General features: G+C 66.8%; 9 protein-coding genes. 6 read left to right on the forward strand and 3 right to left on the reverse strand.

Going from position 1 to position 14,705, the window contains the following annotated elements; genetic code table 11:
• Together lldD and NTCA1_RS06000 are read right to left on the reverse strand one after the other, a co-directional pair.
• Complete coding sequence (lldD, locus tag NTCA1_RS05995; RefSeq protein ID WP_159829255.1) at nt 1-1,149, reverse strand: FMN-dependent L-lactate dehydrogenase LldD; 1,149 nt, start codon at nt 1,147-1,149, stop codon at nt 1-3.
• Nucleotides 1,149-2,576 (reverse strand): FGGY-family carbohydrate kinase, encoded by a 1,428-nt coding sequence (locus NTCA1_RS06000; protein WP_159829257.1) that lies wholly within the window; start codon nt 2,574-2,576, stop codon nt 1,149-1,151. The genes lldD and NTCA1_RS06000 overlap by 1 nt, the downstream gene beginning before the upstream one ends.
• Before the next feature lie 126 nt (nt 2,577-2,702).
• Between NTCA1_RS06000 and NTCA1_RS06005 the strand changes: the two genes are divergently transcribed.
• From NTCA1_RS06005 to NTCA1_RS06015, 3 genes are all read left to right on the forward strand, one after another.
• Nucleotides 2,703-4,814 carry a bifunctional rhamnulose-1-phosphate aldolase/short-chain dehydrogenase gene (locus tag NTCA1_RS06005; RefSeq protein WP_159829259.1) on the forward strand — a complete coding sequence of 704 codons (2,112 nt, stop codon included), beginning with the start codon at nt 2,703-2,705 and terminating at the stop codon, nt 4,812-4,814.
• A 64-nt stretch (nt 4,815-4,878) separates the two neighbouring features.
• Complete coding sequence (locus tag NTCA1_RS06010) at nt 4,879-6,171, forward strand: TIM barrel protein (RefSeq protein WP_086491810.1); 1,293 nt, start codon at nt 4,879-4,881, stop codon at nt 6,169-6,171.
• Nucleotides 6,172-6,265: 94 nt separating this feature from the next.
• Nucleotides 6,266-9,661 (forward strand): glycosyl hydrolase, encoded by a 3,396-nt coding sequence (locus NTCA1_RS06015; protein WP_159829261.1) that lies wholly within the window; start codon nt 6,266-6,268, stop codon nt 9,659-9,661.
• A 198-nt stretch (nt 9,662-9,859) separates the two neighbouring features.
• On the opposite strand, the gene NTCA1_RS06020 is transcribed toward NTCA1_RS06015, so the two are convergent.
• Nucleotides 9,860-10,720 (reverse strand): helix-turn-helix domain-containing protein, encoded by an 861-nt coding sequence (locus NTCA1_RS06020; protein WP_133083606.1) that lies wholly within the window; start codon nt 10,718-10,720, stop codon nt 9,860-9,862.
• A gap of 155 nt (nt 10,721-10,875) precedes the next feature.
• Between NTCA1_RS06020 and pobA the strand changes: the two genes are divergently transcribed.
• The 3 genes from pobA (at nt 10,876) to NTCA1_RS06035 (ending at nt 14,684) form a co-directional block, all read left to right on the forward strand.
• Nucleotides 10,876-12,045, forward strand: coding sequence for a 4-hydroxybenzoate 3-monooxygenase (pobA, locus tag NTCA1_RS06025; RefSeq protein ID WP_133083607.1), 1,170 nt, complete (start codon nt 10,876-10,878; stop codon nt 12,043-12,045).
• 313 nt (nt 12,046-12,358) lie between these two features.
• Nucleotides 12,359-13,516, forward strand: coding sequence for a TolC family protein (locus tag NTCA1_RS06030; RefSeq protein ID WP_159829263.1), 1,158 nt, complete (start codon nt 12,359-12,361; stop codon nt 13,514-13,516).
• Nucleotides 13,509-14,684 carry an efflux RND transporter periplasmic adaptor subunit gene (locus tag NTCA1_RS06035; protein ID WP_133083609.1) on the forward strand — a complete coding sequence of 392 codons (1,176 nt, stop codon included), beginning with the start codon at nt 13,509-13,511 and terminating at the stop codon, nt 14,682-14,684. Before NTCA1_RS06030 ends, NTCA1_RS06035 begins: the two co-directional genes overlap by 8 nt.
• Nucleotides 14,685-14,705: the final 21 nt, after the last annotated feature.

Raw genomic sequence — 14,705 nt, forward strand, 5'->3', positions numbered from 1 at the left:
TCAGGTCCCTCCCGCCAGGATCGTTCTGTCGATCTCTGCGATTTTCGTCGTGCCGGTGAGCGCCATGGCGACGCGCATCTCGGCCTCGATCAGTTTCAGCATTTTCGTCACGCCCGCCTCACCCCCGGCGCCGAGCGCCCAGGCCCAGGCGCGGCCGAGCAGCACGCCCTTGGCGCCGAGCGCCAGCATGCGCACCACGTCAAGACCGGAGCGGATGCCGCCATCGGCCAGCACGGTCATGCGGTCTCCCACCGCATCGGCGATGGGCGGCAGGGCGCGGGCGCTGGAAAGCACGCCGTCAAGCTGTCGACCGCCGTGGTTGGAGACGACCAGTCCATCGGCACCGAGCGCGGCGGCTTCCTTGGCGTCCTCAGGGTCGAGAATGCCCTTGATGACCAGCGGCCCCTTCCATTCCGAACGGATGAAATCGAGGTCGCGCCAGTTGATCGAGGGGTCGAAGTTGCCCCGCATCCAGGCGAAGAAGTCCTCGATGCCGGTCCGGCCTTGCAGCACTGGGGCGACGTTCCCCAGTGTATGCGGGCGGCCGTGGATGCCCACGTCCCAGGCCCATGCCGGTCGCGCGGCGGCCTGGGCGAAGCGCCAGGCCGCGCCCTTGAACCCGCCGGTTCCGGCAAGGCCGGTGTGATAGTCGCGATAGCGGCTGCCGGGCACGGGCATGTCCACGGTGAAGACCAGCGTGGAGCAGCCCGCCTCGACCGCTTTCGCCAGCAGGTCCTTCATGAAGGCGCGGTCGCGGATCATGTAGAGCTGGAACCAGAAGGGCCTGCTCGCCGCCTTGGCCACTTCGCCGATGGTGCAGGCGCCGACGGTGGAGAGCGTGAAGGGAATCCCCGCCTGTTCCGCCGCGCGCACCGCCTGGCACTCGCCGCGCCGGGCATTGAGCCCGGCCAGGCCGATCGGCGCGAGGGCGACGGGTAGGGCCAGCTTCTGGCCGAACAACTCGGTCGAGAGGTCCAGCTGCGATACGTCGCGCAGCACCCGCTGGCGAAGCGCCAGTTCGGCGAGGTCGGAGACATTGCGCCGTAGCGTCGCCTCGGCATAGGAGCCGCCGTCGATATATTCGAATAGGAAGCGCGGCAGGCGGCGGCGGGCGGCTTCCCGGAAGTCGGGGATCGAGGCGGTGATCATCAGGCAAGCTCCCGCATGTGTGCGCGCCATTTCTCGCGGTAGGCCATGAGGTCGCCTTCGAGTGGCTCGACCCGGCGGAGGCCACCTTGCGCTTGCAGCAGCGGATTGATCAGCCGCAGCGCGCCGAACGAAACGTCGTTATGGGCGTTGGCCACGTAGACTTCGGTTTCGGGGCGCAGCGCAGCGAGGGCGCGCACGAAGACTTCGGCGTCGGCAAAGCGCCCCTCGATCAGCAGGCGCGCCTTCGATCCGATCAGGTCGAGCGAGGTGTCGGCCACCATTGCCGCATAGAGGCAGATCGCCGCGCGGCGGGCATACCAGGTTCCGGCCCATTCCTCGGGCTTGTCGATCCAGTCGGCCTTGCCCTCGGGGAAAGGACCGAAGCCGGGCGCGAGCGTGGGCATCATCATCGTGCCGCGCGCGAGCAGGCCGGGGACGGCCTCCATCAGTTTCGGCTGGTCGGGGCGGATATCGACGCGGCGGGTGTCGATCTGGATCACCGATTCGATCTCGCGACCGCCCATGAAGCGGGCCGAGGGCACCGGCCAGCCGTAGGCATCGACATTGACCAGCGTGTCGCGCGCTTCCGGCAGCGAGCCGATCGAGAAGGTCTCGGCGGCAAGGCGCATGGCGATGAACCAGGTGCCGGTGGACAGGATCGTCGCTTCCTTGCGCGCGATCTCCGCGAAGCCCCGCGCGGCGAGCAGCGCGGCGTTGGAATCGTGAAGGCCTGCCAGCACTTGCGCCGTGGCAGGCAGGCCGGTCTCGGCGGCGATCTCGGCACGCAGCGTGCCCACGGCGTCGCTTGCCTTGACGACGGGCGCGAAACGCTCTGCCCAGCCGAAACGTTCGGCCATCGGCGAAAAGCGCGCGTCGGCGGGGCACCAGAGATCGGTATGGCAGCCGAGGCTGGTCACTTCGCTGGCGACATGCCCGGAAAGGAACCAGGCCCAGTACTGGGCCCAGGGCACCAGCGTGGCGCGGGCCATCTCGGCAGGGTGAAGGCGGTTCATCCAGTAGACCTGGGTGCCCAGGTTCAGGCCGTCGGGCAGGGCGGGCGATCCGGTGAGGGGGAAGGCGTCCCGTTCCCGGCGATAGTCCGCGACGATTTCTTCGGGAACGGCCTGCTCGTAATCGAGCGGCGGGAACAGCAGGCCCTCTGCGCCACCCGCTCCGCCCAACGCGGCAAAGCCCGCACCGTGCGCCACCGGGATGATCGCTTCCACCGGATGCCCGGACCAGCCACGCAGCGTTGCCCGCAGCCACTGGCCGATTCCCTCGACATCGAGGCGGCGCAGCCCTTCGTGCGCGCAGACCGCATTGGGGCGCACCTGCCGGTCGAGCATGCGCCCGCCGCGCGTCCAGAGCGTCACCTTGCTGAGGGTCTTGCCGATATCGACGACGATGAATGTACCCGTGCCGGTCATGCCTCTTCCAATCATCCTCTGCCTTTTGCGCGTTCTGACCAATTATGATTGACTTTGACGATCGAACGTGATCGTTTTGTAGCGAAACAGATTGCTCATGCAAGCACGAATTGGTAGAGGATGATCATGGATACCCTGACTGCTTCCCGCACTGCGGCGCTTCCTTTTGCCGTTCCTTCCAGCCGCTGGGACGATTCGCTCGCCGCGACGTTTTCCCCGGAAGAACGCTTGCTCTATCGCTCGAACCTGCTGGGCTCCGACCTTACCGTCACCAACTTCGGCGGCGGCAATACCTCCGCGAAGCTGGAGGAGATCGATCCGCTGACCGGCCAGGCGGTGGAAGTGCTCTGGGTGAAGGGATCGGGCGGCGATATCGGCTCGATGAAGCTCGATGGTTTCGCCACGCTCTATCAGGAAAAGCTGCTCGGCCTTGAGGCGCATTATGCCGGGCCCGAAGATGACGACAAGATGGTCGGCTACCTGCCGCACTGCACGTTCAACCTGAACGGCCGCGCGGCCTCTATCGATACGCCGCTGCACTCGCTGCTGCCGTTCGCCCATGTCGATCACGTTCACCCTGATGCGATCATCGCACTGGCGGCCAGCTCGGGCGGCGAGGCGGCGACGCAGGAAATCTGGGGCGGCAAGATCGGCTGGCTCGGCTGGAAGCGCCCCGGCTACACGCTCGGCGTCCAGCTTCGCGATTATGTTGCGGCCAATCCGGGCGTCGAAGGTGTCATGCTGGCAGGCCACGGCATCATCTGCTGGGCCGACAGCGCCAAGGCCTGCTACGAACACACCGTCGACCTGATCGCGGACGCGGCGAACTATCTCAATGCCAAGCTGGGCGAGAAGCCTGCCTTCGGCGGCGCGGCCCATGACACGGCCGGAAACCGCGCCGAAATCGCCGCCGAGCTGATGCCGCGCCTGCGGGGGTTGATGACCGGCGCGCGCCGCAAGGTCGGACACTTCTCGGACGACGCAGAGGCGCTGGAATTCGTGAACTCGGTGGAGTTCGAGCGGCTGGCCGGTCTCGGCACCTCGTGCCCCGATCACTTCCTGCGCACCAAGATCGCTCCCCTGACCCTCGACCCCACGCGTCTTCGGGACCAGGACTATCTGGCGCAGAAGATTGCCGATTATCGCGACATGTATGCAGCCTATTACGAGCGCTGCAAGCGTGCGAACTCGCCCGCGATGCGCGATGCCAACCCCGTGGTCGTGCTGGTGCCGGGCGTGGGCCGCATCACTTTCGCCACCGACAAGACCACCGCGCGCCTTGCCGGGGAATTCTACGGCAACGCCATCAACGTGATGCGCGGCGCGGAAGCCATCGGCGACTACATCGCGCTCGACGAGCAGGAAGCGTTCGACATCGAATACTGGCTGCTTGAGGAAGCCAAGCTCCAGCGCATGCCCGCTCCCAAGCCGCTGGTCGGCCGCGTGGCGCTCGTCACCGGCGGCGCTGGCGGCATCGGTGCCGCCACCGCCGCGCGCCTGATGGCGGACGGCGCCTGCGTGCTGCTGGCGGACCGCGATGCGGGTGCCGTTGAGGAAGTCCGCGCCGGTTTCGCAAAGCAGTTTGGCAAGGACGTGGTCCGCGCCGCCGTCTGCGACGTGACCGATGAAGCGCAAGTCTCCGAAGCCTTCGCCGTGGCCGCACGGGAATTCGGCGGGCTCGACATCCTCGTCGCCAATGCCGGCATCGCTTCCTCGGCCCCGATCGAGGAGACCACGATCGAGCTGTGGAACCGCAATTACGACGTGCTGGCGCAAGGCTACTTCCTCACCAGCCGCGCCGCCTGGCCGCTGCTGAAGGGCATGAAGGAGCAGGGCGGTACTTCGGTGGTGTTCATCGGTTCGAAGAACGGCGTGGCCGCTGCCACCAATGCCTCGGCCTATGCCTCGGCCAAGGCGGCGGCGAACCACCTTGCGCGCTGCCTGGCGCTGGAAGGCGCGCCGCACGGCATCCGCGTCAACGTCGTCAACCCCGATGCCGTGATCAAGGGCAGCAAGATCTGGGACGGCGACTGGCGCAAGGAACGCGCGGGCGCCCATGGCATCGACACCGGCAAGGAACTGGAAGAGCACTACCGCAACCGCTCCATGCTGAAGCGCGACGTGCTGCCGTCCGACATTGCCGAGGCGGTCTATTTCCTGGCCGGCGACCAGTCGGCGAAATCCACCGGCAATATGATCAATGTCGATGCCGGTAACGCACAGGCCTTCACGCGCTGATAAGAGATGAATTCGGGGAACGCGCGGACCGGCGCGGTCCCCGAACGGGCAAGAGGATAGAAGAATGAGCAGACTGCCGATTTCCGATGAGCTGATCGCCGAAGCCAATGCCCGCGCCGCGGATGCGCTGGAGGACGAATATGCCTCGCTCGGCCGCAAGCTGGAGCGTTCGGGCATCGCCATCGACGCGATCAAGGACAAGGTCGCCGCCTTCTCGGTCGCCGTTCCTTCGTGGGGCGCTGGCCGGGGCGGCACCCGCTTCGCCAAGTTCCCCATCGCGGGCGAGCCGACCACCATTCATGAGAAGCTGGAAGACTGCGCTGTCATCAACCAGCTTTCGCGCCTGACCCCGCGCGTTTCGCCGCACTTCCCCTGGGACAAGGTGAGCGACTACAAGGCCTTGCGCGAAGAGGCGGCCAGCCTCGGCCTGGGCTTCGATGCGGTGAATTCCAACACCTTCCAGGACCAGAAGGACCAGGCGCACACTTACGCCACCGGCTCGCTTTCCTCGACCATCGAGGCGACCCGCCAGCAGGCCGTCGAGCATAACATCGAATGCATCGAGATCGGCCGGCAGCTCGGCTCCACCGACCTCACCGTCTGGGTGGGCGACGGCACCAACTTCCCCGGCCAGCAGGATCTCGGCCGCAGCCTCGACCGCTATCTGGACGCGGCCGCGCAAGTCTATGCCGCGTTGCCGGACGACTGGCGCATGCTGCTCGAACATAAGATGTTCGAACCGGCGTTCTACTCCACCGTCATCAGCGACTGGGGCTCCTCGATCCTCGCCGCGCAGGAACTGGGCCCCAAGGCCAAGTGCCTGGTCGATCTGGGCCACCATGCGCCGAACGTGAATATCGAGCAGATCGTCGCCCGCCTCCACCGCTTCGGCAAGCTGGGCGGCTTCCACTTCAACGACAGCAAGTACGGCGACGACGATCTCGATTCGGGTTCGATCAACCCGCACCAGCTGTTCCTGGTGTTCAACGAACTGGTCGAGGCCGAACTGGCGCCGCGAGACGGCTTCAAGCCCAGCTACATGATCGACCAGTCGCACAACGTGACCGACCCGATCGAATCCATGCTGTCCTCCGCCGAAGCCATCGGCTCCTGCTACGCCAAGGCCCTGCTGGTGGACCGCGAGGCCCTGCATCTTTCGCAGGAAGCCAACGACACGATGATGGCCTTCCAGGCGCTGCGCCGGGCCTACAACGTCGATGTCAGCCCCATCCTCGCCAAGGCGCGCGTGGAAGCGGGCGGTGCGGCGGACGTGCTGGGCGTCTACCGCGAAAGCCGCTGGCGCGACCGCAAGGCCCAGGAACGCAAGGCCGTGGGCCTCGGCGCCGGGATCGTCTGATCCTTTTCGATACCTGAACTGCCGCCGGGAAGGGCAAAAGCCCTCCCGGCATGGCCGCTGCGCCAAAAAACAACCATTGGATCCGGGAGGGATTATGCCGATCCATACGCTGCGTACTCTGCTGTGCGTCGCCACCGCACTCGTTGCCGTTCCTGCTATCGCGCAGGAGCAGCCGCCTGCCGCCAACACCGATACGTCAGCCGCCTCGCTGGAAGATCAGTTCCGCGATCCGCCCAATTCCGCGCGCCCGCGCGTCTGGTGGCACTGGATGAACGGCAACATTTCCAAGGACGGCATTGCCAAGGACATGGCCTGGATGAAGCGCGTCGGCATCGGCGGCCTCCAGAACTTCGACGCCAACCTCCAGACGCCGCAAGTGGTGGACAAGCGCCTCGTCTACATGACGCCCGAGTGGAAGGACGCCTTCCGCTTCGCCGCGCATGAGGCGGACCGGCAGGGGTTGGAACTGGCCATTGCCGCCTCGCCCGGCTGGTCCGAAACCGGCGGCCCATGGGTGCAGCCGCAGGACGGGTTGAAGAAGCTGGTCTGGTCCGAGACTGCGGTGCCTGCCGGACAGCGCTTCTCCGGCAAGCTGACCGCGCCGCCGGTGCAGACCGGGCCTTACCAGAGCCTCGCACCCGCGCTCTCCATCGAGGAGATGATCTCCGGCCATCCCGCGCCTCCGGGCCCGTCGTACTATGGCGAAGTCGGTGTCTTTGCCGTGCCCGAAGCCATTGCGCCTGCCGCCGCCCTGCCGCGCGCGGTCGACGGTCTTGGCAATGGGCTGTCGGCGGCGACGCTGTTCGACGGCGATCTCGCCAAAGGCGTGACGCTGGCCCGCAAGGATGGTGAAGCACCCAGCCTGCGGCTCGACTATGCGAAGCCGGCAAAGGCCGGCTCGGCCACGGTCTTCGTCCCCGATGTGGTGATCCCCTTCGCCGGAGCGGCCTTCACCGGCGCGCTGGAATCGAGTGTGGACGGCAAGGCGTGGACGCCGATCACCACACTGACGCTGGGCGCAGTGCCCACCACTGTCAGCTTCCCTGCCGTCACGGCCGCGCATTTCCGGCTGGTCCTCAATCCCCGCAAGCCCGACGGCGGCCTCGGCTCGCCCGCGCCGGGCATTGCCATGGGCGGGCTGTTCGACGGCGTCGGCGCCATGATGGCGAAGAAGCCGCTGATCGTCGGCACGTTCGCGCTCGATAGCGGGGCGAGGGTGGACCGTTTCGAGACCAAGGCCGGTTTCGTGATGAGCCGCGATTACTACGCGCTGGCAGAGCCCAAGGACGGCGCCGAGGGCGTAGCGCCCGGCAGCGTCATCGACCTGACCGGCAAGCTCAGGGCCGACGGCACGCTGGACTGGCAGGCTCCGGCGCTCCCCGAGGGTCAGCGCTGGCGGGTGCTGCGCATGGGCTATTCGCTGCTCGGCACCACCAACCACCCCGCGCCGCCCGAGGCGACAGGGCTGGAGGTGGACAAGTTCGATGGCGACGCGGTGCGCCGCTATCTCGACCACTATATCGGTATGTACAAGGAGGCCGCCGGGCCGGACATGATCGGCCAGCGCGGCGTACGCGCGCTGCTGACAGACTCGATCGAGGTGGGCGAGGCGAACTGGACGCCGAAGATGCTGGAGCAGTTCCAGCGCCTGCGCGGCTACGATGCGCGGCCATGGCTGCCGACGCTCACCGGCGTGCTGGTCGGCACCCGGGCGGAGACGGACAAGTTCCTCTACGACTATCGCCGCACCCTGGCCGATCTGCTGGCGAGCGAGCACTACGGCACGGTCGCCAAGGTCGCGCACGAGAACGGCCTGAAGGTCTATGGCGAGGCGCTGGAAGACAAGCGGCCGATGCTGGGCGACGACATGTCCATGCGCAGCCACACGGACATTCCGATGGCCGCCATGTGGACCTTCCGCGAGGAAGGCCCGCGCCAGACCCTGATCGCCGACATGAAGGGCGCGGCGTCGGTCGCGCATCTCTATGGGCAGAACCTTGTCGCGGCGGAATCGATGACTGCCTCGATGTCACCCTGGGCTTTCGCGCCCAAGGATTTGAAGCGCTTCATCGACATGGAGTTCGTCAACGGCGTCAACCGGCCCGTGGTCCACACCTCGGTCCATGTGCCGGTGGACGACAAGAAGCCCGGCCTCTCGCTATTCATCTTCGGCCAGTATTTCAACCGGATGGAAAGCTGGGGCGAGATGGCGAAGCCTTGGGTGGACTATATTGCGCGCTCGTCGCTGCTGCTCCAGGCGGGGCGGAACGTGGCGGACGTGGCCTATTTCTACGGCGAGGAAGCGCCGTTGACCGGGCTCTATGGCGACAAGCCGGTGGCCGATGCGCCGGTATCGCACGCATACGATTTCCTCAGCTACGATGCCTTGACCGGCCTGCTGTCCAACGACGGCAATGAGGTCGCCGCGCCCAGCGGCGCGCGTTACCGGGCGATCTACCTTGGCGGTTCCTCGCAGCGCATGACGCTGGGGGCGCTGAAGAAGCTGGCGGCGCTGGTGGAAGGCGGCGCGACGGTGATCGGCAATGCGCCGGTGTCTACGCCCAGCATGATGGCAGGGCAGACCGGCGAATGGTCTGCTCTGGTGGCGAAGCTCTGGCCGGGCAGTGGTGACGCAGTGGTCGGAAATGGCCGGGTGATCGCGGGCAAGGACGCGGAAGGCGCGCTGAAGGCCATGGGAGTGGCTTCCGACTTCGCCTTCACCGGCGCGGCAGCAGACGCGAAGATTCCCTTCGTCCACCGCCGCGACGGGCAGGGTGAAATCTACTACCTCTCCAACCCGCAAGGCCCGCAGAGCATCGAGGCGCGCTTCCGCATCACCGGCAAGGTCCCGGAACTCTGGCACCCCGAAACCGGAACCAGCGAGCCGGTAAGCTATCGCATCGAAAACGGCCAGACCATCGTGCCGCTTTCGCTAGTCGAAGGCGATGCGGTCTTCGTGGTATTCCGCAAGGCGGCCATGAAGCAAAGCCTGACACTGCCGACCAAGCCGGTACAGACGCTGGCGTCGCTCGACGACGGCTGGACAGTGAAGTTCCAGGCCGACCGAGGCGCTCCCGCTTCGATCGAGATGGCGAAGCTGGCCCCGCTGGAGCGGAACGCGGAAGCGGGCGTAAAGTACTTCTCCGGCGAGGCGACCTATTCGCGCAGCTTTACCCTGCCGGGGGGCGCCAAGCCCGGGCAGCCGCTCTGGCTCGATCTCGGGCAGGTGGGCGATCTGGCGGAAGTCACGGTGAACGGCAAATCGGTCGGCGCGGTCTGGCATGCGCCTTACCGGATCGACGTGGGCAAGGCGGTGAAGCGTGGTGCGAACACGATCGAGGTGAAGGTGGCGAACCTCTGGGTCAATCGCCTGGTCGGCGATGCTCAGCCGGGCGCGAAACCGATCACCTGGACGGCCATGCCGACGTATCGCGCCGATGCGCCGCTGAGGCCCTCGGGGCTGATCGGGCCGGTTGTTTTGGCGAAGTAAGAAGATGAAGTTCTGGGGGATGATCCCCCAGACCCTCGGAATGTCTATCTCGCGCGCTGCCTGGCCGTCGTGCGCTCATTGCGGCGCAGCCAATAAATCGCCCGATGCCACCATGGGCGCACAACGGATAGGCAAGGCATGACCTAGACAGTCATGGGGGTGCAGGGGGGCTATGCTCCCCTGCTTTTCCTTATCCCTTCATTCCCCATGCGCATGGGTGGACTTGTCCAGATGCGGCCGGTGCCCCGTCATCCGCAGGTAGAATCGCGAGAAATACGACGGATCCGAAAACCCCAGTTCGTTCGAGACCTGCACCACGCTGGCATTGGCAAAGCAAAGCAGCCGCTGCGCCTCCAGCGCGAGCCGGGCGTGGAGCAGTTCCTGCGGCGAGCAATCCAGCCGGGCGCGGCACAGGCGGGTGAGGGTGCGCGCGGTCATGCCCAACCGCTCGGCGTACCAGCCTACCGGCAACTGGTCGCGAAAGTGCAGTTCGACGAGGTGGCGGAGGTGCGAGATGCGCTGGTCGCCGCTGCCTTCGTCCGCCGTCTCCTCCTCCGGCAGCAGTGAACGCAGCAGCGCCTCCGCCATGGACAGGAAGAGCGCATTCGGCCGCCGCCAGTCCTGCGGGATGGCGAGCATTTCGGCGCAGAGAAACTCGACCCGCTGCAATATCTCGGGCGGCGTCGGCGCGAAGCGGCCGTGGGTGGCGGCATGGAGCAGCGGATCTCCGGGGCCACTGCGCCGTTCCGCAAAGCCGCTGCTGAGCATCAGCACGTAGCCCAGGGTCTCCGGCCGGAAGCGGAAGCCGTGAATGCTGCCGGCCGGAACCACGATGTGGCAGGGCGCCTCCAGCGTCTCGGTGGTATCGTCGATGGTGAGCGTCACCTGTCCCTTCGATACCAGCATGACCTGCACGCCCCGGACATGGCGATGGGGCGCGATTTCCCAGTCATGCAAGGAACTTCGCGCGGCGATCGTCTCGATATGCCCGAATTCCGCAGTGCTTTCGGGAATATCTTCGCCGTAGAGGACATAGGAGGGGACGGGACGGGCAAGCATGAGGTGTGTCTCGAAAGTACCTGAAGAATGGCCTTCCGGTGCATTCCGCCAGACCGCGCGCAGTGTCAATCCCGATGGCGAAGCGAGGCACCCCATGAAGTCGGCCACAAGGTCGAAGAGCGAGCCCGCAGGTTTGGAATTGGGAGAATGCGAAAATGCGCACACAAGTAGCCATCATCGGTGCCGGTCCGGCCGGTCTCCTCCTCGGGCACATGCTCCGCGCCGAGGGTATCGACTGTGTTGTGGTCGAGCGCCAGACCGGCGACTATGTCCTCTCGCGCATTCGTGCTGGCGTGCTGGAGCAGGGCACCGTCGCGCTGATGGAGCGCCTCGGGCTCGATGCCCGCATGAAGGAAGAGGGCCTGCCGCACGACGGCTTCAACCTGGCCGACGGCGAGCGCCTGATCCGCATCGACATCAAGGCACTGACCGGCAAGCAGGTCATGGTCTACGGCCAGACCGAACTCACGCGCGACCTGATGGAAGCCAGCGAGGAACGCGGGCTTGAGGTGATCTACCAGGCGAGCGATGTCGCCCTGCACGACATCGAAAGCGATGCACCTTACCTTACCTACCATAAGGACGGCGGCGAACACCGCATCGACGCCCGCTTCATCGTCGGCTGCGACGGCTTCCACGGCCCTTCGCGGCAGGCGATCCCGGCGAGCGTCGGCCAGACCTTCGAGCGCGTCTATCCCTTCGGCTGGCTGGGCATCCTGGCCGATGTGCCGCCCTGCAACCACGAACTGATCTACGCGCACCACGAACGCGGCTTCGCGCTCGCCTCGCAGCGCAGTCATACGCGCAGCCGCTACTACATCGACGTGCCGCTGACCGAGAAGCTGGAAGACTGGAGCGACGACCGCATCTGGGATGAACTCTCGATCCGCCTCGGCCCCGATGCCGCCGCGCATATAACGCGCGGCCCCTCCATCGAGAAGTCGATCGCCCCGCTGCGCTCCTTCGTGTTCGAACCGATGCGCCACGGGAGTCTGCTGCTCTGCGGCGACGCGGCGCACATCGTGCCGCCAACCGGCGCCAAGGGCCTGAATCTCGCCGCCAGCGACGTCTACTATGCCCACGAAGCGCTGACCGGCTTCTTCAGGAAGGCCGATAACGACGCGATCCCGGCCTATTCGACCAAGGCCCTGCGCCGCGTCTGGGCGGCGGAGCGGTTCAGCTGGTCGCTGACCAAGCTGATGCACCGCTTCCCCGAGGACGGCCCGTTCGAGCGGCGCATGCAGCTGGCGGAACTCGACTATATCGCGTCGAGCGAACACGCGCGGCGGGTGATTGCCGAGAACTACGTGGGTCTCCCCGTCTGACTCGATAACCGGGCAGGAGCCGGAACCTTATCCGCCCGATCGGCATTCATCGCCGTTCCTTTCGACAACCTGACGCCTTTCCGTGCGTTCGGTTGTCGAAACGGATTGAGCGGAGGGCCGGCAGGGTAATGGATAGAGGTGTGGTCAGCGGTGGATCGACGGCCTTTCGGTCGATGTGGGGCAGGGGCTTTTCGCGCCTGGAGCAAGAAGTTGGCCGCTTCGCATGCGCAGCATGATTGCCTCTGCGGACTTTGCTGCTATCGCAGCAATCGTGCGAAAACATGCTTTCCCTTTCAGTGCTTCCCGGCCCTTGATGGTCGGAGCGCTCGCTTGCGCGCTGGCCGGGTGCGCTACCACGGCCGCGCCCGAAGCCGATGCCAGCCTCGTGATCGCACCGCCGGTGGAGGCGCCTGCGGACGGTGACTGGTGGAAGACGGCGGGCGATCCGCTGCTGGCCAATCTCGTCGAGCGCGGCATCGCCGCCGACAACGACCTGGCCTGCCGCGCCGCGCGCCTCCACGAGCAGGAAGAGACCGACGCTGCGGCCTCGCGGCGGCTGGCGGGCAAAGTGCGGGCGCTGGTCGGCAAGGACCAGGCCCCCGAACGCGACGCGGCGCGCATGGCCTGGGCTTATGCCTATGCCCAGGCCCGCGCCGATCGCGCGACCGAAGTGGCGCTCGCCTATGTGCAGGTCCGCCGCCTCCAGCAGATCCTCACGCTTCGCACCGGACGGCTGGACCAGTTCCGCGACAATGCCGTGATTGCCGAATTCCGCCGTCAGGCCGGTCTCGTCACCGCCATCGACGGAGGCCTCGGCAACAGCATCGCGGGCGTGGTCGACGCCGATGTTTCCGCCACGCGGTCCCGCTTCGATGCCGCCCGCGCGGCGCTCGCGGCGATGACCGGCATGACGGATAACGATCTGCTCACCGCGCTGGGCGAAAAGGCGGAAGTCCCCGTGATCTCGCCCGGTGCGCCGCCCGCAGCCGATGCGCCGCTTCGCCGTGCCGATCTGCTGGCGCTGAGCAGCCGCCTCGAATCGAGCCTGGCCCATGCCAAAGTGACGCAGGCCGAACTCGACGCCGCGCGCGCCGCGCCCACCGACGAGACGACCGCGCCCGCCCTGCGCGACGCGCTTCAGAAGCTGGAGAAGGCGGAAACCGGCGCGCGGACGGAAATGGGCTCGATGCGCCAGTCGCTGGCGGCGCTCGATGCACGCCAGTCCGCGATCGACGAAACCGCAGCGCAGGCAAAAAGGGCGGTTTCGGACGCGCGCGCTTCCTACAAGGCCGGTTTCGGCGATTTCGCGACGCTCTATGTGGCGGAAGCGGCGGCACTTGCAGCGGACGAGGCGCGCGTGAACATCAAGGCCGACCGGGCAGCGGCGATTGTCCGCCTCTACAAGATGGAAGGCGGGGGCTGGTCGGCGGCCGACCTGAACCCGCCGATGGGGACTGCGACCTGTGACTGAGGCCGAATCGGGGGTACTCGATACATTCCTGGGATCCGGGCGGCGGCGCGGGCGTAGCCATCTGCTCAGCCTGCTGCTGCTGGCGGTGGCGGCGGTGGCGGCGATCCTGCTGTTGGTGCGCTTCCTGAGCGGTACGGATTCGCCCTATTACACCGCGATCGTCGAGCGGGGCGATATCGTACCGCTGATTTCCGAGCGCGGCACCATCCACGGCAGCGGCGAGGTCGTGCTGGCCGCCGCGCTGGACGGCACGGTTTCGGCCGAAGGCGTGCCCGCAGGCGGAAGGGTCGAGGAAGGACAAGTCCTGGCGACGATCGATGCGGAGCCGCTGCGCAGCACGCTCTCTGCCGATCGCGCGCTGGTTTCCGCAGCGGAGTCCGACCTTGCCGCGGCCCGCGCCGCGCGCGAGGAAGCGGCGGCGCGTCTCGGCCGGTTCGAGGATGTCTGGCGCCGTTCCGGGCACCGCGTACCCGCCATCAACGAGCTTGAAGGCGCGCGCAGCGCGGTGGACCGGGCGAGCCGGGAAGTGTCCGCCGCAGAATCGCGGCTTTCCGCCGCCCGCAGCAGCCTCAAGGCCGATAGCGAGAAGCTTGCTTCGGCTGTGGTGCGGGCGCCCATCGCGGGCTTCGTGGTGGATCGCAACATCAGCACCGGCCAGCGCGTGCGCAGCGGCATGCGCCTGTTCACGATCGCGGCCAGCGACGAGACGCTGGAGATCGAGGTCCCGCTCGCCAAGGCCGGGGATGCCGAGATCGGCACGGGCACGGTGGCCAGGGTGCGGCTCGATGCCATGCCGGGGGACGTCCAGCAGGCCACGCTGGCCCGCGTGCTGGTGGACCGGGCCGATGCGCCGGGTTCGCGCCGCGCGGCTTTCGCGCTCGAAAACCCCGCCGAAACCGTCCGCCCCGGCATGGCCGCGACTGTCGAGATCGGATTGCCGCCGCGCAAGGGCGTGATGCTGGTGCCGGACGGGGCGCTCACGTTCGAGCCGGAAAACTCGTCCGATCGCAGCAGGGCGCGCATTTATCTCGTTTCACCGGACGGCGAACCGCGCCGGGTCTATGTTTCCACGGGCGCGGGCGATGGCAAACGCACGGAAGTCTTCGCCAACGATCTCAAGCCCGGTGACGAAGTGATCATCGGATGGCGCAACCCGCCCACTCGGTAACCGCTCCTGGGCCGGTAATCG

Origin of the sequence: Novosphingobium sp. TCA1, assembly GCF_009811895.1 — a bacterium.
Classification (GTDB): Bacteria; Pseudomonadota; Alphaproteobacteria; order Sphingomonadales; family Sphingomonadaceae; genus Novosphingobium; species Novosphingobium panipatense_A.

Bases quoted from the DNA above. Each gene is read 5' to 3' on its own strand.
- lldD (WP_159829255.1), bottom strand. From the start codon at position 1,149: ATGATCACCGCCTCGATCCCCGACTTCCGGGAAGCCGCCCGCCGCCGC.
- NTCA1_RS06000 (WP_159829257.1), bottom strand. From the start codon at position 2,576: ATGACCGGCACGGGTACATTCATCGTCGTCGATATCGGCAAGACCCTC.
- NTCA1_RS06005 (WP_159829259.1), top strand. From the start codon at position 2,703: ATGGATACCCTGACTGCTTCCCGCACTGCGGCGCTTCCTTTTGCCGTT.
- NTCA1_RS06010 (WP_086491810.1), top strand. From the start codon at position 4,879: ATGAGCAGACTGCCGATTTCCGATGAGCTGATCGCCGAAGCCAATGCC.
- NTCA1_RS06015 (WP_159829261.1), top strand. From the start codon at position 6,266: ATGCCGATCCATACGCTGCGTACTCTGCTGTGCGTCGCCACCGCACTC.
- NTCA1_RS06020 (WP_133083606.1), bottom strand. From the start codon at position 10,720: ATGCTTGCCCGTCCCGTCCCCTCCTATGTCCTCTACGGCGAAGATATT.
- pobA (WP_133083607.1), top strand. From the start codon at position 10,876: ATGCGCACACAAGTAGCCATCATCGGTGCCGGTCCGGCCGGTCTCCTC.
- NTCA1_RS06030 (WP_159829263.1), top strand. From the start codon at position 12,359: ATGGTCGGAGCGCTCGCTTGCGCGCTGGCCGGGTGCGCTACCACGGCC.